This is a genomic window from Xanthomonas sp. DAR 34887, assembly GCF_041245805.1.
Classification (GTDB): domain Bacteria; phylum Pseudomonadota; class Gammaproteobacteria; order Xanthomonadales; family Xanthomonadaceae; genus Xanthomonas_A; species Xanthomonas_A tesorieronis.
This window is the reverse complement of sequence record NZ_CP162490.1, coordinates 4,775,491-4,792,605: the sequence shown is the minus strand read 5'-3', so window position 1 is coordinate 4,792,605 and position 17,115 is coordinate 4,775,491. Positions and strand designations below refer to the sequence as shown.

The window sequence follows — 17,115 nt, the reverse complement described above, 5'->3', positions numbered from 1 at the left end:
CCTTTCGACCCCGCAGGAGTCACCGATGGAAAAGAAATTCATCCTGGCCATCGACCAGGGCACCACCAGTTCGCGCGCGATCCTGTTCGACCGCAAGGGCCACATCGCCGGCATGGCGCAGCGCGAGTTCGGGCAGATCTTTCCGCAGCCGGGCTGGGTGGAGCACAACCCGCGCGAGATCATGACCAGCGTCTACACCACGATCACCGAGCTGTTGAACAACCAGCAGGTGGACGCCAGCGCGATCGCCGGCATCGGCATCACCAACCAGCGCGAGACCGCGGTGGTATGGGACCGCGCCACCGGGCAGCCGATCTACAACGCCATCGTCTGGCAATCGCGGCAGACCAAGGACATCTGCGAACAGCTCAAGGCCGCCGGCCACGAGGACATGGTGCGGGCCAAGACCGGCCTGCTGATCGATGCGTATTTCTCCGGCACCAAGGTCAAGTGGATCCTCGACCACGTCGAAGGCGCGCGCGAGCGTGCGCAGCGCGGCGAGCTGGCGTTCGGCACCATCGACAGCTGGCTGATCTGGAACCTCACCGCCGGCAAGGTCCACGTTACCGATTACACCAACGCCTCGCGCACGCTGCTGTACAACATCCACGAACTGCGCTGGGACGAAGAACTGCTGCAGATGCTCGACATCCCCGCCTCGATGCTCCCGGAAGTGCGCTCCTCCAGCGAGGTCTACGGCACCACCCAGGGCCAGTATTTCTACGGCCACGAAGTGCCGATCGCCGGCATCGCCGGCGACCAGCAGGCGGCGCTGTTCGGCCAGGCCTGTTTCGAGCCGGGCATGGCCAAGAACACCTACGGCACCGGCTGTTTCATGCTGATGAACACCGGCGAGAAGGCGGTGGAATCCAAGAACGGCCTGCTCACCACCATCGCCTGGGGCGTGGACGGCAAGGTCGAATACGCGCTGGAAGGCGCGATCTTCGTCGCCGGCTCGGTGGTGCAGTGGTTGCGCGACGGCCTGCGCATGCTCGGCAAGGCCAGCGACTCGCAGTCCTACGCCGAGCGCGCCGGCGACAACGACGGCGTGTATTTCGTGCCGGCCTTCGTCGGCCTGGGCGCGCCGTACTGGCGCAGCGACATCCGCGGCGCGGTGTTCGGTCTGACCCGCGGCACCACCAAGGAGCATTTCATCCGCGCCGCGGTGGAATCGATGGCGTATCAGACCCGCGACGTACTGACCGCGATGCAGGTCGATTCGGGCATCGAACTGAAGGAGCTCCGCGCCGACGGCGGCGCGATCAGCAACGACTTCATGGCCCAGTTCCAGAGCGACATCCTCGACGTGCCGGTGCTGCGCCCGGAGGTGGCCGAGACCACCGCGCTGGGCGCCGCCTACCTGGCTGGCCTGGCGACGGGGTTCTGGAAGGATCGCGCGGAGATCGCGCAGCAATGGGCGGTGGACCGCCGCTTCGAACCGAGCATGCCGGCCGAGCGCCGCGAGGAACTGTATGCCGGTTGGCAACAGGCGGTGGAAGCGACGATGGGCTTCCGGATCCGCTAGCGTCATCGCGATGCCACTGTAGGAGCGGCTTCAGCCGCGACCGGGCATTACCGAGACGTCCGGTCGCGGCTGAAGCCGCTCCTACAGGGGGTGTGCGCGACCGAGCGCTACACGTACTGCGTTGGCCCGCGCGGCCCTGGCACCGGTGCATCGACGCCGCCGACCGGATCGCTGATCGGCGGGATGGTCGGGTCGGTCGGCTGATCCGGGATCGGGTCCACTGGCCGATCCGGAGTCGGATCCACGCCCGGGTTCGGTACCTGTCCGGGCACTTCGTTCGGTGGCTGCTGCGGATCCTGGCCGGGATTGGGATTTTGCATCTGCATCTGCGCCTCGCGATTCGAACCAGCCTGCACCGTGCGCGCTGCAGCGAACGCAGCGCGTGAAGTCGAAGGCAAGGGCGGATGAAGGCGTGCGCGCCCTTCGCGTTGCAGGCAGCGCTGCACCAATCGGACAAAAGTGCGGCATGCGTACGGTGCGCGCGCGCAGCGCGCTGCGCGCCACTGGAATGCGCACCTGCGGCGAAGCGTGATTGCTTCCCCAGCATCGCCACGCGGCCGCAAAAACCGCACGCCAGGCGTTGACCGAACCCGGCGCGGTGCGCAGCCTGCTGGCGACACCGCACGGGATGCACAGCGCATGGCACGTCGTTTTCCCTGGAGTTGGCTGGCCCTGCTCGCGGCCTGTGCGCTGCTGGTGGTGCTGGCCTGGCAGAACCGCACGCTGCGCGAAGAGCGGCGCTGGTTCGTGACCCGTACCACCGAACCGTATCTGGGCATGTATGTGCCGAAGATCGCGGCGACCGCGCTGAACGGCGCGCCGGTGACGTTGGGCGTGCCGGCGGCGGACTTCCAGGTGCTGTTCTTCTTCACCACCACCTGCCCGTACTGCAAGCGCTCGGCGCCCAGCGTGGTGCAGGCGGCGCAGCGCCTGGCCGAGCAGGGCGGCGGCCGTGTGCAGGTGCTGGGGGTGTGCCAGTGCAGCCCCGACCAGGCGCGCCGCTACGCCATCGAGCACCGCTTTCCGTTTCCGGTGACCACGCTCACCGAGCGCCGCGCGCTGATGCTGTTCCGCGCGCGCAACGTGCCGGCGATGCTGGCGCTGGATCGCGATGGACGCGTGCGCTATGCGCGCGTCGGCGTCTTCGATACCACGGAGCGGGTGCAGGACCTGGTGGCCGCAGTGCGACGCACGGAGGCGCCGGCGGCCTTGGCAACTCTCGAGGAGTGACGACATGAAACAGCGTTGGACAGCGTTGCGTAACGGCATGGTCGCGGCCGTATTCCTGGCCAGCATGGGCTTCGGCGCGATGCAGGCGACCGCGGGCGACGGGATCGAGAAGGATGCGTCCTGTAGCGCCTGGGCGTGTCAGCAGGAATGCGCGCCATTCGGTGGCGAGCTGGGGCCGGGCGGTCCGGGCAAGCCACTGGTCTGCTACTGCTGCGGTTGACCTGGCGCCGGGGCCGGCCGCGGCCGGCTCCGGCTTGACCGCATGCGGGCGCGGATCGCGGCGTTGCTGGCGACGCGGCTAATGCTGCGGCATGCTGCCGCCGCATGCGCCGCTACGACCTGATCATCTTCGACTTCGACGGCACTCTGGCCGATTCCTTCGCCTGGTTCCTGGACACCATCAACGATGTCGCCGACGAATTCGGCTTCCGCCGTTTCGAGCCGGAGCGGCTGCAGGACATCCGCAGCCTGAGCGCGCGCGAACTGATGGCGCGCAGCGGCATCCGCTGGTGGCGGGTGCCGGCGGTAGCGCGGCGCATGCGCGCGCTGATGGCCGCGCAGATCGAACGCATCGCCTTGTTCGACGGCGTCAGCGAATTGCTGGACGCGCTCGCCCGGAGCGGCGTGCAGCTGGCCCTGGTGACCTCGAACAGCCGCGACAACGTCGAGCGCGTGCTCGGCGCCGAACTGACCGCGCGCTTCCGCCACATCGGCTGCGGCGCCGCGGTGCTGGGCAAACGCCGCAAGCTGCGCGCCGCGCTCAAGGCGTGCCGGGTGCCGGCCACGCGTGCGCTGTGCGTAGGCGACGAGATCCGCGACGCCGACGCCGCGCGCCAGGCCGGCATCGCCTTCGCCGGCGTCGGCTGGGGCTACACCTTGCCGGCCGCGCTGCAGCCGCACACGCCGCTGCCGCTGCTGCAGCGCCCGGCGGATGTGTGGAACAGGCTGGGCCTGCCCGTCCCGGCCTGATCGCCGCCTGACGCCTGCCAGGCACATGTCAGATCCCGATTCGCCCTGCGCTCCTTGGGTGCTCGCAATCTCGCCGCGTCAGGAACCTGCTTCTACCCACTCCCGATTCCCCATTCCCGATTCCCGATTCCCGATTCCCGATTCCCAGCCCCATGCTGCACCGCGGCGTTGATTGTTCACTTATGATTGCTATATTCATATACGAACAGCCGGCACACGGCGCCAGCGGTCAAGGCGACGCGGTCCGGCCACCAACCGATCTGGCCCCAGGTGGGCGGAGGCGTGGCATGTGCAATTCCAGCGTTCCCCGATCCTGCAGGCCGAGTGGGCGCCTAGCGCTGGCGAACGACCGAGGCCGCTGCCGATGAACGCAGCGGCCGCCGCCGCACCCGGCCCCATCGCGCAGCGCCCGCTGGGCCGCAGCGGGGTACGCATCGCCACGCTCGGTTTCGGCGCTGCGCCGATCGGCAATCTGTACGCGGAAGTGGACGAGGCGGTAGCGCTGGCCGCGGTTGCAGACGCCCATGCCGCCGGCATCCGCCATTTCGACACCGCGCCGTACTACGGCTACGGGCTGAGCGAGCGCCGGCTCGGGCAGGGCCTGCGCGGGCTGCCGCGCGCCAGCTACACGCTGTCGACCAAGGTCGGGCGCCGCGTCTTCGACGAACCCGGTGCTGCGCCGGGGCGCGACGGCTTCGCCGTGGCCGGGCGCGGCGCCGCGTTCGACTACAGCCGCGACGGCGTGCTGCGCGAGTTCGAGGCCAGCCTGCAACGGCTCGGCACCGACCACGTGGACATTCTGCTGCTGCACGACATCGGCCGGCTCACCCACGGCGAGCGCCATCCGGCGATGCTGCGCCAGGCGCTGGACGAAGCCTTGCCGGCGATGGCCGAGCTCAAGGCCAGCGGCGCCTGCCGCGCGATCGGCATCGGCGTCAACGAGGAAGACATCGCGCTGGAACTGATGCCGCTGTTTCCGCTGGACTGCGTGATGCTGGCCGGCCGTTACACCCTGCTCGAACAGCACGCGGCGCAGCGCATCATGGCGCAGGCGCTGCAGCATGAGGTCGGCATCCTCGTGGCCGGTCCCTACAGCTCGGGCCTGCTAAGCGACGCGCGCGGCCCTGGCGACACCTACAACTACGCGCCGGTGGATCCGGCCACGCTGGCGCATGCGCAGCGCCTGTTCGCCGCCTGCGCGGCGCAGGGCGTGGACGTGGGCGCGGCCGCGCTGCAGTTCCCGCTCGCGCATCCGGCGGTGGCCACGGTGGTCGCCGGCATGCGCACGCCGGCCGAGGTGGCCAGCGCCGCCGCGCGCCTGCAGGCGCCGATCCCGCCGCTGCTGTGGCAACAGCTGCGCGAGCAGGGCCTGTTGCAGGCGCAGGTGCCGACGCCGTGAACGTGGTCGATGCGCATGTGCACTTCTGGCAGCTGGCGCGCGGCGACTACGCCTGGCTGACGCCCGACCTCGCTGCGCTGTACCGCGACTTCGTGCCCGAGGACCTGCTCGCCGCGCTCGATGCGCACGGCGTGGGAGCGATCGTCGCGGTGCAGGCGGCGCAGACCGAAGCGGAGACCCGCTACCTGCTGCAGTTGGCGCGCGCGCAGCCGCGCATCGCCGGCGTGGTCGGTTGGGTCGATTTCGAAGCGGGCGACGCCGCTGCGCGCATCGCCGCGTTGTGCGCCGAGGGCGAGGGCTTGCTCAAGGGCCTGCGGCCGATGGTGCAGGACCTGGCCGATCCGCAATGGCTGGCGCGGCCGCAGCTGGACGCCGCATTCGACGCGATGCTGCGGCACGATCTGGCGTTCGATGCGCTGGTCAAGCCATTGCACCTGCCCGCGTTGCAGGCGCGGCTGCAGCGCCATCCATCGTTGCGCGTGGTGCTCGACCATGCCGCCAAGCCGGCGATCGGCGGCGACGGGTTCGCCGCCTGGGCCGACGGCCTGGCGCAGCTGGCGCAGCACCCGAACGTGCTGTGCAAGCTGTCCGGCCTGCTCACCGAACTGCCGGCCGACGCCGACGCGGCGGCGATCGAGCCCTACGTGACGCAGGTGTTCGCCTGCTTCGGCGCGCAGCGGGTGCTGTGGGGCAGCGATTGGCCGGTGCTGACCCAGCGCGCCGGCTACAGCGCCTGGCTGGCGCAGGCGCAGGCGCTGGTCGCGCGCCATGCCGCCGGCCACGCCGACGACGTGTTCGCCGGCACCGCCCGCCGCTTCTACCGCTTGCCCGATTCTCTCCCTCTCCACCGACCGGACCCCGCACCGTGACCACGCCCGCATTCCCCCTCCGGAGCCGCGCATGAGCGGCCGACTGCAAGGCAAGCGCTGCCTGATCACCGCCGCCGGCGCCGGCATCGGCCGCGAGAGCGCGCTGGCCTGCGCGCGCGAAGGCGCACAGGTGCTGGCCACCGATATCGATGCCACCGCCCTGCAGGCGCTGGCCACCGAATCTCCTGCGATCGTCACCCAGACCCTGGACGTCACCGATGCCGCCGCGATCCGGGCGCTGGTCGCGGCGAACGCGCCGTTCGACGTGCTGTTCAACTGCGCCGGCTACGTGCACCAGGGCAGCATCCTCGACTGCGACGAAGCGGCGTGGCGGCGCTCGTTCGCGATCAACGTCGATGCGATGTACTACCTGTGCCAGGCGGTGTTGCCCGGCATGCTGGAACAGGGCCGCGGCAGCATCGTCAACATGTCCTCGGTGGCCTCCAGCATCAAGGGCGTGCCGAACCGCTTCGCCTACGGCGTGACCAAGGCCGCGGTGATCGGGCTGAGCAAGGCCATCGCTGCCGACTACGTGGCCAAGGGCATCCGTTGCAACGCGATCTGCCCGGGCACGATCAAGACGCCGTCGCTGGGGCAGCGGGTCAAGGCGCTGGGCGGCGACGAGCAGGCGGTGTGGAAGAGCTTCACCGACCGCCAGCCGATGGGCCGCCTCGGCGACCCGCGCGAGATCGCGCAGCTGGTGGTGTACCTGGCTTCGGACGCATCCTCGTTCACCACCGGGCAGACCCACATCATCGACGGCGGCTGGTCGAACTGACCGCGCCGGCCTTCCACTTCCAAGAGGACACCCCATGAAACTGCTGCGCTACGGCGAACCCGGCCACGAACGTCCCGCCCTGCTGGATGCCGACGGCCACCTGCGCGACCTGTCCGCGATCATCGACGATGTGGCTGGCGACCACCTCACCGCCGCCGGCCTGGACAAGCTGCGCGCGCTGGACCCGGCCACGCTGCCGAAGGTGCAAGGCGAGGTGCGCTACGGGCCGGCCGTGGGCCGCGTCGGCAAGTTCATCTGCGTGGGCCTGAACTACGCCGACCACGCCGCCGAGTCGGGCATGGCGGTGCCGGAGATGCCGGTGCTGTTCATGAAGGCCACCACCGCGATCAGCGGCCCCAACGACACCGTGACGATTCCGCGCGGCTCGAAGAAGAGCGACTGGGAAGTGGAACTGGGCGTGGTGATCGGCGATGTCGCGCGCGACGTGACGCTGGAAGACGCGCTCCAGCATGTCGCCGGCTATGCGGTGATCAACGACCTGTCCGAGCGCGAGTTCCAGCTCGAGCACGGCGGCCAGTGGGTCAAGGGCAAGAGCTGCGACGGCTTCGGCCCGCTCGGTCCGTGGCTGGTCACCCGCGACGAAGTGGCGGACCCGCAGAACCTGTCGATGTGGCTGGAGGTCAATGGCCACCGCTACCAGAACGGCAACACGCGCACGATGGTGTTCGGCGTTGCCGAGCTGGTCAGCCACATCAGCCGTTACATGACGCTGATGCCGGGCGACGTGATCAGCACCGGCACGCCGCCGGGCGTGGGCCTGGGGCAGAAGCCGCCGATCTACCTGAAACCGGGCGACGTGATGGCGCTGGGCATCGAAGGTTTGGGCGAGCAACGCCAGGCTGTGGTCGCCCACCCCCGCGACGCGCAGTAGCGCCTAAAGCCCCTCTCCCTCCGGGAGAGGGGTTGGGGTGAGGGTAGGGGCGAAGCCACCTCGCAAATGCATGTGCAGGCATAAGCGCTTGCGCTTACTTCGTTCGTGTCTCGCGGGAGCGCCAGCAGTCATGCACTCCCGCACCCTCACCCCAACCCCTCTCCCGAGGGGAGAGGGGCTTTGTTCACTGCATTTCTTTTTCTTACCGCCTCACCGACCAGGATCCCCATGAGCAAAATCGTTGCCCTCGAGACCTTCGACGTGCGTTTCCCCACTTCGCGCGAACTGGATGGTTCCGATGCGATGAATCCGGATCCGGACTACTCGGCCGCCTACCTGCGCCTGCGCACCGATGCCGACGACGGCCTGGCCGGCTACGGCCTGGTGTTCACCATCGGCCGCGGCAACGACGTGCAGAGCGCGGCGATCGCGGCGCTGTCGCACCATGTGGTCGGGCGCGACGTGGAGGCGGTGATCGGCGATCTGGGCGGCTTCGCGCGCAGCCTCACCGACGATTCGCAGCTGCGCTGGCTGGGCCCGGAGAAGGGCGTGATGCACATGGCCATCGGCGGCGTCATCAATGCCGCCTGGGACATGGCCGCGCGCCGCGCCGGCAAGCCGCTGTGGCGCTACATCGCCGAGCTGTCGCCGGAACAGCTGGTGGCCACCATCGACTTCCGTTATCTCAGCGACGCGCTGACCCCCGACGACGCGCTGGCGCTGCTGCGCGCGGCCGAGCCGCAGCGCGCCGCGCGCACGCAGACCTTGCTCGAACAGGGCTATCCGGCCTACACCACCTCGCCCGGCTGGCTCGGCTACTCCGACGAGAAGCTGGTGCGCCTGGCCAAGGAAGCGGTGGCCGATGGATTCCGCACGATCAAGCTCAAGGTCGGCGCCAACGTGCAGGACGACATCCGCCGCTGCCGCCTGGCGCGCGAGGCGATCGGTCCGGACATCGCGATGGCGGTGGACGCCAACCAGCGCTGGGACGTGGGCCCGGCGATCGCCTGGATGCGCCAGCTGGCCGAATTCGACATCGCCTGGATCGAGGAGCCGACCAGCCCGGACGATGTGCTCGGCCACGCCGCGATCCGCCAGGGCATCGCGCCGGTGCCGGTGTCCACCGGCGAGCACACGCAGAACCGCGTGGTGTTCAAGCAACTGCTGCAGGCCGGCGCGGTGGACCTGATCCAGATCGACGCGGCGCGCGTGGGCGGGGTCAACGAGAACCTGGCGATCCTGCTGCTGGCGGCGAAGTTCGGCGTGCGCGTGTTCCCGCATGCCGGCGGCGTGGGCCTGTGCGAGCTGGTGCAGCACCTGGCGATGGCCGACTTCGTCGCCATCACCGGCAAGATGGAAGACCGCGCGATCGAGTTCGTCGACCACCTGCACCAGCACTTCGTCGATCCGGTGCGGATCGAACACGGCCGCTACCTGGCGCCGACGCTGCCGGGCTTCTCGGCCGAGATGCACGCGCAATCGGTCACCCAGTACCTGTATCCGGACGGCCCGTTCTGGAGCGCGGACCTGGCCGCGCAGCAGGCATAACGCAGCAAGCGCGCGGCCAAGGCCGCGCACGCTTTTCTGTAGGAGCGGCTTCAGCCGCGACAGAGTGCCAAGTCGCTGCGATATCCGGCCCTCTTCTCGATGCTGCTGCCACGATCGCTTCCGAAGCCCCGCAGCTGGACAGTCCCGCTCGTCGCGACTGAAGTCGCTCCCACAAGGGGTTCGCGGCGGGCTGGTTGGGTGCACTGTGGGAGGGACTTTAGTGCCGACTGCCACCGAAGCCGGATGGCATAATGGCTTCGTTTGTCGCGGCTGAAGCCGCTCCTTGTATCTGGACATGACGCCGTTAGGACGTTATGTCTTCCGACTGATCATCGGAGGAGGTGCGGGAAGTCCAGTCGCTCCTGAAGCTTCGAGCTTGTGCTGTAGATCGGCTCCCGCCCTCCACATGCTGGCCCACGGTGTCCGAACGGTATCCAGAGTCCGCCCTCGGCGTGAACTCGCATCCACAAGGCAGGACCGGGCGCAGCGATGATCGTGATCCCCATCCGACGGAGGAATTCTCATGTCCCCAGTCGTCGGCATCGACGTCGCCAAACGCAGTTTCGACCTGGCCATCGACCTGGCCAACGGCAAGTACCGCACCAAGGCCAAGCTACCCAACGATCCGAAGGGCTTCCACGCCCTGCATGCGTGGTTGCGGACCCATGCGCAGCCGGACAGCTGGATCGTCATGGAAGCCACCGGCACCTATCACGAGGCGCTGGCCGAGTTTGTCCATGGGGAGGGCTATCGCGTGTGCGTGCTCAACCCGGCGCAGATGGCGCTGTATGCACGCAGCCAGCTGACCCGGGTCAAGACCGACCGCAGCGATGCCAAGCTGATCGCCAGCTATGGCCTGCGTCACCGGGAGTCGCTGCGGCGCTGGCAGCCCGATCCGCCGGCGCTCAAGCAGCTCAAGGCGCTGGTGCGGCGTCGGGACGACCTGCTGCAGATGCTGCAGATGGAGCGCAACCGCCTGGACGTGGCTACACTGGTGGTGCGCGACTCGATCCTGGAGAACATCGGCCAGTTGCAGGCGCGCATCGCGCAGATCGAACGGGCCATCGACGATCATATCGACCAGGATCCCACCTTGCGCGGGCAGCGCGAGCTGCTGGTCAGCATCGACGGCATCGCCGACACCAGCGCGGCCTTGATACTGGCCGAACTTGGCAACGTGGACCGCTTCGCCCGCGCTTCGGCGGTGACCGCCTTTGCCGGGCTCAACCCACGCCTGCAAGAGTCCGGCAAGCGCCAGGGGCAGGTTTGCATCTCCCGCACTGGCTCCCCGCGCCTGCGTGCTGGCCTGTTCCTGCCGGCCTTGGTCGCCATGACCCACAATCCGGTCGTCCGTGCGCTGAAGCAGCGCATGCGACAACGCGGCAAGGCCAACAAGCAGATCATCTGCGCCGCCATGCGCAAGCTGCTGCACATCGCCTATGGCGTGCTCAAATCACGCACACCCTTCGATCCTCAAAAGGCCATTGCCTGTTAGGCCGGAAGACGGTATCTACAGGAATCAGCAGCGCAGGGCCTGCCTCAGCGGATCTGGCCGCGCAGCAGGCGTAACGCAGCAAGCGCGCGGCCAAGGCCGCGCACGCTTTCTGTAGGAGCGGCTTCAGCCGCGACAGAGTGCCAAGTCGCTGCGATATCCCGCCCTTTCTCGATCCTGCTGTCACGATCGCTTCCGAAGCCCAGCAGCTGGACAGTCCCGCTCGTCGCGACTGAAGTCGCTCCCACAAGGGGTTCGCGGCGGGCTGGTTGGGTGCACTGTAGGAGGGACTTCAGTCCCGACTGCCACCGAAGCCGATAGCGTAATGTCTTCGCTCGTCGCGGCTGAAGCCGCTCCTACAGGAAGTAGCAGCGCGGGGCATGCCTCAGCGGATCTGGCAGCGCATCAGGCATAACGCAGCAAGCGCGCGGAAGGCCGCGCGCTTTTCTGTAGGAGCGGCTTCAGCCGCGACAGAGTGCCAAGTTGCTGCGATATCCGGCCCTTTTCTCGATGCTGCTGTCACGATCGCTTCCGAAGCCCAGCAGCTGGGCAGTCCCGCTCGTCGCGACTGAAGTCGCTCCCACAAGGGGTTCGCGGCGAGCCGGTTGGGTGCACTATGGGAGGGACTTCAGTCCCGACTGCCACCGACGCCGGATGGCGCAATGGCTTCGTTCGTCGCGGCTGAAGCCGCTCCTACAGGAAGCAGCGGCGCGAGCTCGCTCGCCTCACTCGCGCTCCTGCCTCCGCGCCTGCTCCGCGACCGCCGCCTGCAGCGAAAAGATCTGCAGCGCCTCGCGCCATTTCTCGCCGGGCGCCGAACCCGGCAGCGGCTTCTGGAAGCGCCACATCAACTCCTCCCAGGCCTGCACGCGCGGGTCGGCCGCATCGGCGGCGGCCTTGGCCGCGGGCGAATAGGTTTCGTCCACCTCCATCAGCATCACCAGCCGGTCGCCGCAACGATGGATGTCCAGCTCACGGATGCCCGCATTGCGCAACGAGGCGACGATCTCCGGCCACACCGTATCGGGGCGATGCCAGCGCTCGTATTCGGCGATCAGCGCCGGATCGTCGTGCAGGTCGAGCAGATAGCAGTGGCGCGGCATCTCAGGCTCCAGTGGCGGCAGTGCGCGAAGCGGCCGCGAGGTCGCGTGCGTAGGCGGCGAACGCCAGGATCACCGCGAAGCACAGCGCCGGCACCGCCATCGCCCAATGGATGCCGGCATGGTCGGACAACGCGCCCATCAGCGCGGTCAACGCCGCGCCGCCGATGATCGCCATCACGATCAGCGACGAACCCAGCTTGCGCGCATCGTCGTTCAATCCGTCCAGGCCCAACGCGAAGATGGTCGGGAACATTACCGACATGAACGCGCTGCTGGCCACCAGTGCATACAGCCCGGTCCAGCCCGGCAAGGCGATCGCCACACCGCACAGCAGCAGGTTGAGCAGCGCGAACGCGCCCAGCAACACCGCCGGCGACACGAAGCGCAGCAACGCGGTGCCGATGAAGCGGCCGGCCATGAACAGTACCAGCGAGACAGTCAGGAAGCTGGCCGCGGTCTTTTCCGGAGTGCCCGGCACCGCGTCCTGCAGATAGCGGATCAGGTAGCTCCAGATGCCCACCTGGGCGCCGACATAGAAGAACTGCGCGACCACCGCGAACACGAAGCGGCGGTTGCGCAGCAGCGGACCGAAATAGGCCTTGCCGCCGCCGGTCACGGCGCCGTCTTCGCGGGTGACCGGGAAGCGGGTCAGTCCGATCAACAGCGCCCATAGCACCACCACCGCGCCGATGATCAGGTAGGGCGTCTGCACCGCGGCCGATTCGGCGGCGAAGAAGCTGGCGCGCGCGGCCGGCGCCATCGCCGCCAGTTCCTGCGGCGTGTGCTCCACGCCGGACAGGATGAAGTGCTGGCCGATCATCACTCCGGTGATCGAGCCGAGCGGATTGAACGCCTGCGCCAGGTTCAGCCGCCGCGCCGCGCCGTCGGCCGGGCCGAGCACGGTGACCAGCGGATTGGCGGTGGTTTCCAGGAACGCCAGGCCGCTGGCGATCACGAACAGCGCCAGCAGGAACAACCCGTAGGTGTGCTCCTGCGCGGCCGGGTAGAACAGGAACGCGCCGGCCGCGTACAGCAGCAGGCCGAGCACCACCGCCGCCTTGTAGCTGAAGCGGCGCATGAACATCGCCGCCGGGATCGCGAACACGAAGTAGCCCAGGTAGAACGCGCTCTGCACCAGCCCGGCCTGCAGGTCGGACAGCTCGAAGGCCTTCTTGAACTGCTTGATCAGGATGTCGTTGAGGTTGTTCGCCATGCCCCACAGAAAGAACAGGCTGACGATCAGGACCAGAGGCACGATGGCGGTACGCGCCAGGCTGCCGGGCGCCGCTGTTGCGGTGTCGCTGCTGTAGTGCATGCCGCCTACCCCTCCCAGGATGTGCCGCGTCGCGTTGAGTTGTGGCCGGAGCGTACTGCGCCCGCTGGCGTCATGCAAATATAAAATACGTGTTTATATTTGCATGGCACGCCGTGGCATGGGCCGTGCCCGAACCTTGGCGCAGGCCGTCCCTCGCAAGCGGCGTGCAGCGGCTCGCTCGCGTCGGAGTCGGCAGCCCATGCGGACATCCGCACGCCAGGCGCAGGCCGCGTCGCCGCGCTTCTGTCCACGGGCATTCCCTGTACCCTAGCGCCCTTCCACCCCGCCTGGCCTCGACGGAATGACCACGCCCCCACCCAAGTACCGTGCTCCCGCCCTGGACAAGGGCCTGGATATCCTGGAACTGCTGGCGCGCGACGCGCGGCCGATGACCATGAGCGAGATCTCGCAGGGCATCGGCCGTTCGCGCGGGGAGATCTTCCGCATGCTGCAGGTGCTGGAGGAGCGCGGCTACCTGACCAAGGGCGGGCCGGGCGAGGGCGGCTATGTGCTGACCAACCGCCTGTTCATGCTCGGCATGCAGCAGCCGCAGGTGCAGAACGTCACCGAGGCGGCGCTGCCGGTGATGCGCCGGCTGGCCGATGCGATCCGCCAGCCCTGCCACCTGGTGGCGCCGTCGGACGAGCAGATCGTGGTCATTGCGCAGATGGACGTGCCCAGCGATCTTGGCATGGTGGTGCGTCCCGGCCACCGCCGCCCATTCGCGCATTCCACCTCCGGCCTGGTGCTGTTCGCGTTCCAGCACGAAGACGCGCAGGCGCGGTTGCTGCAGCGCCTGGACGCCGGCGACGTGGCCTACGACCGCGACGCGTTCCTGGCCGCCGCCGCGCAGGTGCGCGCGCTGGGCTACAGCATCCACCCCAGCGAAGCGGTGGTCGGCGTGATCGACCTGACCGCGCCGATCCTGCAGCACGGCAGCGCCATCTACACGCTCACCGTGCCCTTCATCGAACGCCGCCCGCAGCAAATCGATGCGCAGGCGGCGATGCAGGCGGTGTGCGCGGCGGCGGCGGAGATCAGTGCGGCGTTGGGCGGGTAGGCTGGCGGCAGCACACGGTTGGCATCGTCCATGCAAGACCGCCGAAGCGGCGCGGCCATGTGGCTCCACATCGGGGACGAGCGCGCTTGAACATACTGGACGCGGTCTTTTACGCCGCAATCGCTGCCTACGTGGTGGCATTCGCGTTTCTGCACCGGCGCAACACACGCAGGATCGAATGCGCCCTGCAGCAGTCCTTTCAGGATATGTCTCTTATCAGCGAGGGCCTTCCTCTCACCGGCGCGGATCTGGTCGTGGTGAAGAAGGCGGGGCATTTCTCCTACTCAAGCTACGACTCACTGCTGATGCCCGATGGCGCGATGACCACCGATTCAGATGCGTTCTGGTACTGCAGCGGCCCTGGCGCGCGTTGGTTCCTGGCGATCCCGTCGGTCCGCGCGTATCAAGGACGGGTGGACGTGCAGTTGGTAGTGCGCCCGCTGACCGAGCAGCGTGCGCGCGCCGTGCTGCGTTTCGATCGCGAGGCCTACCGGCGCGCGTTCGGCGCCGAGCCCGACGAGGTCTAACGAAACGCGCTGGCAACGGCCTCGCCGAGCAGGCGTCGGCCAGCTGAATCGCCGCCGATCCCGAAAGCTGTTGCAGCACGCCGAAAGCGCCTGCTGCAGCGCAGCGTGCATTGGTCACGGTTTCATAATTATATCGTAATTACAATTTCGGCCGGCCCGCCGCCAGGCGCTGCCGCCCTCCATTCGCCGACGGAAAGCCTTATGCCTCAGGACTGGAACACGCTCGCCGACAATCGCCGGCAACGCCTGCAGCGCGCCGAAGGGTTGGCGCGCGGGCGCCTGGTGGAGGCCAAGGACGCGGTGGCGCTGCTGGAGGCGGTGATCGAGCCGGGCGATCGCGTGTGCGTGGAGGGCAACAACCAGAAGCAGGCCGATTTCCTCTCGCAGTGCCTGACCGAAGTCGATCCGGCGCGGGTGCACGGGCTGCACCTGCTGCAGTCGGTGCTGGCGCTGCCTTCGCATCTGGACGTGTTCGAACGCGGCATCGCGCAGCGCCTGGATTTCTCCTTTTCCGGGCCGCAGGCATTGCGCCTGGCGCGGCTGGTCGCCGACAAGCGCATCGAGATCGGCGCGATCCACACCTACCTGGAACTGTTCGGCCGCTACTTCGTCGATCTGACCCCGCGCGTGGCGCTGGTCGCCGCGCAGGCCGCCGACCGCCACGGCAATCTCTACACCGGGCCGAACACCGAGGACACGCCGGTGATCGCCGAGGCCACCGCGTTCAAGGGCGGCATCGTCATCGCCCAGGTCAACGAGATCGTGGACACGCTGCCGCGCGTGGACATCCCCGCCGACTGGATCGGCTATGTGGTGCAGGCGCCGCGCCCGCACTACATCGAACCGCTGTTCACCCGCGATCCGGCGCAGATCTCCGAAATCCAGGTGCTGATGGCGATGATGGCGATCAAGGGCATCTACGCCGAGTACGGCGTGGACCGGCTCAATCACGGCATCGGGTTCGACACCGCGGCGATCGAACTGCTGCTGCCGACCTATGCCGAGTCGCTTGGCCTGCGCGGCAAGATCTGCCGGCATTGGGCGCTGAACCCGCATCCGGCGCTGATCCCGGCGATCGAGTCGGGCTTCGTCAAATCGGTGCATTCGTTCGGCTCGGAACTGGGCATGGAGCAGTACATCGCCGCGCGCGCCGACGTGTTCTTCGCCGGCCCGGACGGTTCGATGCGCTCCAATCGCGCGTTCTCGCAGACCGCCGGCCTGTACGCCTGCGACATGTTCATCGGCTCCACGTTGCAGATCGACCTGCAGGGCAACAGCTCCACCGCCACCCGCGACCGCATCGCCGGTTTCGGCGGCGCGCCGAACATGGGCTCGGATGCGCGCGGTCGCCGCCATGGCAGCGCCGCCTGGCTCAAGGCCGGGCGCGAGGCCGCGCGCCCTGGCGAGATGCCGCGCGGGCGCAAGCTGGTGGTACAGATGGTGGAGACCTTCCGCGAACACATGGCGCCGGCCTTCGTCGATCGGCTCGATGCCTGGGAACTGGCCGAGCGCGCCAACATGCCGCTGCCGCCGGTGATGATCTACGGCGACGACGTCAGCCATGTGCTGACCGAAGAAGGCATCGCCAACCTGCTGCTGTGCCGCACGCCGGAGGAGCGCGAACAGGCGATCCGCGGCGTGGCCGGCTACACCGCGGTGGGCCTGGGTCGCGACAAGCGCATGGTCGAGAACCTGCGCGACCGCGGCGTGATCCGCCGCCCCGAAGACCTCGGCATTCGCCTGCGCGACGCCAGCCGCGACCTGTTGGCCGCGCGCAGCGTCAAGGATCTGGTGCGCTGGTCCGGCGGCCTCTACGCGCCGCCGCAACGTTTCCGCAACTGGTAAGGGATGTCGATGGAAACCCTTCGCTATCGCTACGACGGGCGCCTGGCGCCGAACGGCCGGCTCGACCACGTGCTGGTCGGCGTGGTGTCGTCCGGCAACCTGGAAGTGCTGATCGAGCCGCAGGATCTGGGCGGCGCGATGCAGATCGAGATCGTCACCGCCGCCGACGGCTTCGGCACCATCTGGCAGGCGGTGCTGGACGACTTCGCCGCGCGCCATCCGCTGCGCGATGTGCGCATTTCGATCAACGATGTCGGCGCGACCCCGGCGGTGGTCGGCTTGCGCCTGGACCAGGCGGTGGAAGCGTTGCAGGAGAATGCGTGATGCGCTCGATCCGGAAATCCGCAATCGGCGTGTTTTCTGTAGGAGCGGCTTCAGCCGCGACGAACGGAGCCGAAATGCCGCCGGTTGCTGACACCGTCGCGGCTGAAGCCGCTCCTGCAGGGAGCGCTGTCCTGGCGGGAGGCGCTTCGGTTGCGAAGGCATCCGCGACGGTCGCTGTTCGGGCTTCGCTCGTCGCGACTGAAGTCGCTCCCACCAGGGATGTCGCGTCTGCGATGCGC

General features: G+C 68.3%; 17 protein-coding genes. 14 read left to right on the top strand and 3 right to left on the bottom strand.

Features of this window, described 5'->3' with window-relative positions; all coding sequences use genetic code 11:
- The first annotated feature begins 25 nt into the window (after positions 1-25).
- On the top strand, positions 26-1,525 hold the full coding sequence (gene glpK / locus AB3X08_RS20480) for a glycerol kinase GlpK (protein ID WP_369934764.1): 1,500 nt from the start codon (positions 26-28) through the stop codon (positions 1,523-1,525).
- 107 nt (positions 1,526-1,632) lie between these two features.
- Here glpK and AB3X08_RS20475 read toward each other — a convergent pair whose 3' ends face one another.
- A complete protein-coding gene (locus tag AB3X08_RS20475; protein ID WP_369934762.1) occupies positions 1,633-1,851 on the bottom strand; it encodes a hypothetical protein in 219 nt (72 codons plus the stop codon).
- 340 nt (positions 1,852-2,191) lie between these two features.
- Here AB3X08_RS20475 and AB3X08_RS20470 point away from each other — a divergent pair, with 340 nt between their 5' ends.
- The 9 genes from AB3X08_RS20470 to AB3X08_RS20430 all read left to right on the top strand — a co-directional run bounded on the left by AB3X08_RS20470 (position 2,192) and on the right by AB3X08_RS20430 (position 10,705).
- Positions 2,192-2,755, top strand: a complete 564-nt coding sequence (locus tag AB3X08_RS20470) for a peroxiredoxin family protein (RefSeq protein ID WP_369938595.1) — start codon at positions 2,192-2,194, stop codon at positions 2,753-2,755.
- Between the two features lie 4 nt (positions 2,756-2,759).
- Complete coding sequence (locus tag AB3X08_RS20465; protein WP_179569325.1) at positions 2,760-2,975, top strand: hypothetical protein; 216 nt, start codon at positions 2,760-2,762, stop codon at positions 2,973-2,975.
- Positions 2,976-3,079: 104 nt separating this feature from the next.
- Complete coding sequence (locus AB3X08_RS20460; protein ID WP_369934761.1) at positions 3,080-3,724, top strand: HAD-IA family hydrolase; 645 nt, start codon at positions 3,080-3,082, stop codon at positions 3,722-3,724.
- Positions 3,725-4,088: 364 nt separating this feature from the next.
- Positions 4,089-5,123 carry an aldo/keto reductase gene (locus AB3X08_RS20455; protein WP_369934759.1) on the top strand — a complete coding sequence of 345 codons (1,035 nt, stop codon included), beginning with the start codon at positions 4,089-4,091 and terminating at the stop codon, positions 5,121-5,123.
- On the top strand, positions 5,120-5,992 hold the full coding sequence (locus tag AB3X08_RS20450; RefSeq protein ID WP_369934758.1) for an amidohydrolase family protein: 873 nt from the start codon (positions 5,120-5,122) through the stop codon (positions 5,990-5,992). The genes AB3X08_RS20455 and AB3X08_RS20450 overlap by 4 nt, the downstream gene beginning before the upstream one ends.
- A 31-nt stretch (positions 5,993-6,023) precedes the next feature.
- Complete coding sequence (locus tag AB3X08_RS20445) at positions 6,024-6,770, top strand: SDR family oxidoreductase (protein ID WP_369934756.1); 747 nt, start codon at positions 6,024-6,026, stop codon at positions 6,768-6,770.
- Positions 6,771-6,804: 34 nt separating this feature from the next.
- A complete protein-coding gene (locus AB3X08_RS20440) occupies positions 6,805-7,662 on the top strand; it encodes a fumarylacetoacetate hydrolase family protein (protein WP_369934755.1) in 858 nt (285 codons plus the stop codon).
- 228 nt (positions 7,663-7,890) lie between these two features.
- Positions 7,891-9,210: an L-fuconate dehydratase gene (locus AB3X08_RS20435; RefSeq protein WP_369934754.1), complete on the top strand. Its 1,320-nt coding sequence runs from the start codon at positions 7,891-7,893 to the stop codon at positions 9,208-9,210.
- Between the two features lie 523 nt (positions 9,211-9,733).
- Positions 9,734-10,705 carry an IS110 family transposase gene (locus tag AB3X08_RS20430; RefSeq protein ID WP_369934533.1) on the top strand — a complete coding sequence of 324 codons (972 nt, stop codon included), beginning with the start codon at positions 9,734-9,736 and terminating at the stop codon, positions 10,703-10,705.
- 722 nt (positions 10,706-11,427) lie between these two features.
- On the opposite strand, the gene AB3X08_RS20425 is transcribed toward AB3X08_RS20430, so the two are convergent.
- On the bottom strand, positions 11,428-11,805 hold the full coding sequence (locus AB3X08_RS20425; RefSeq protein WP_369934752.1) for an L-rhamnose mutarotase: 378 nt from the start codon (positions 11,803-11,805) through the stop codon (positions 11,428-11,430).
- A gap of 1 nt (position 11,806) precedes the next feature.
- Positions 11,807-13,120 (bottom strand): L-fucose:H+ symporter permease, encoded by a 1,314-nt coding sequence (gene fucP, locus AB3X08_RS20420; protein WP_369934750.1) that lies wholly within the window; start codon positions 13,118-13,120, stop codon positions 11,807-11,809.
- A gap of 301 nt (positions 13,121-13,421) precedes the next feature.
- On the opposite strand from fucP, the gene AB3X08_RS20415 reads away from it, so the two are divergent.
- From AB3X08_RS20415 to mdcC, 4 genes are all read left to right on the top strand, one after another.
- A complete protein-coding gene (locus tag AB3X08_RS20415; RefSeq protein ID WP_369934749.1) occupies positions 13,422-14,180 on the top strand; it encodes an IclR family transcriptional regulator in 759 nt (252 codons plus the stop codon).
- A gap of 86 nt (positions 14,181-14,266) precedes the next feature.
- On the top strand, positions 14,267-14,707 hold the full coding sequence (locus tag AB3X08_RS20410) for a hypothetical protein (protein WP_369934748.1): 441 nt from the start codon (positions 14,267-14,269) through the stop codon (positions 14,705-14,707).
- 201 nt (positions 14,708-14,908) lie between these two features.
- The gene (gene mdcA, locus AB3X08_RS20405) at positions 14,909-16,552 is read left to right on the top strand and encodes a malonate decarboxylase subunit alpha (protein WP_369934746.1); all 1,644 of its coding nucleotides are present in this window, start codon (positions 14,909-14,911) and stop codon (positions 16,550-16,552) included.
- Positions 16,553-16,561: 9 nt separating this feature from the next.
- Positions 16,562-16,876 (top strand): malonate decarboxylase acyl carrier protein, encoded by a 315-nt coding sequence (gene mdcC, locus AB3X08_RS20400; protein WP_369934744.1) that lies wholly within the window; start codon positions 16,562-16,564, stop codon positions 16,874-16,876.
- Positions 16,877-17,115 lie beyond the last annotated feature (239 nt).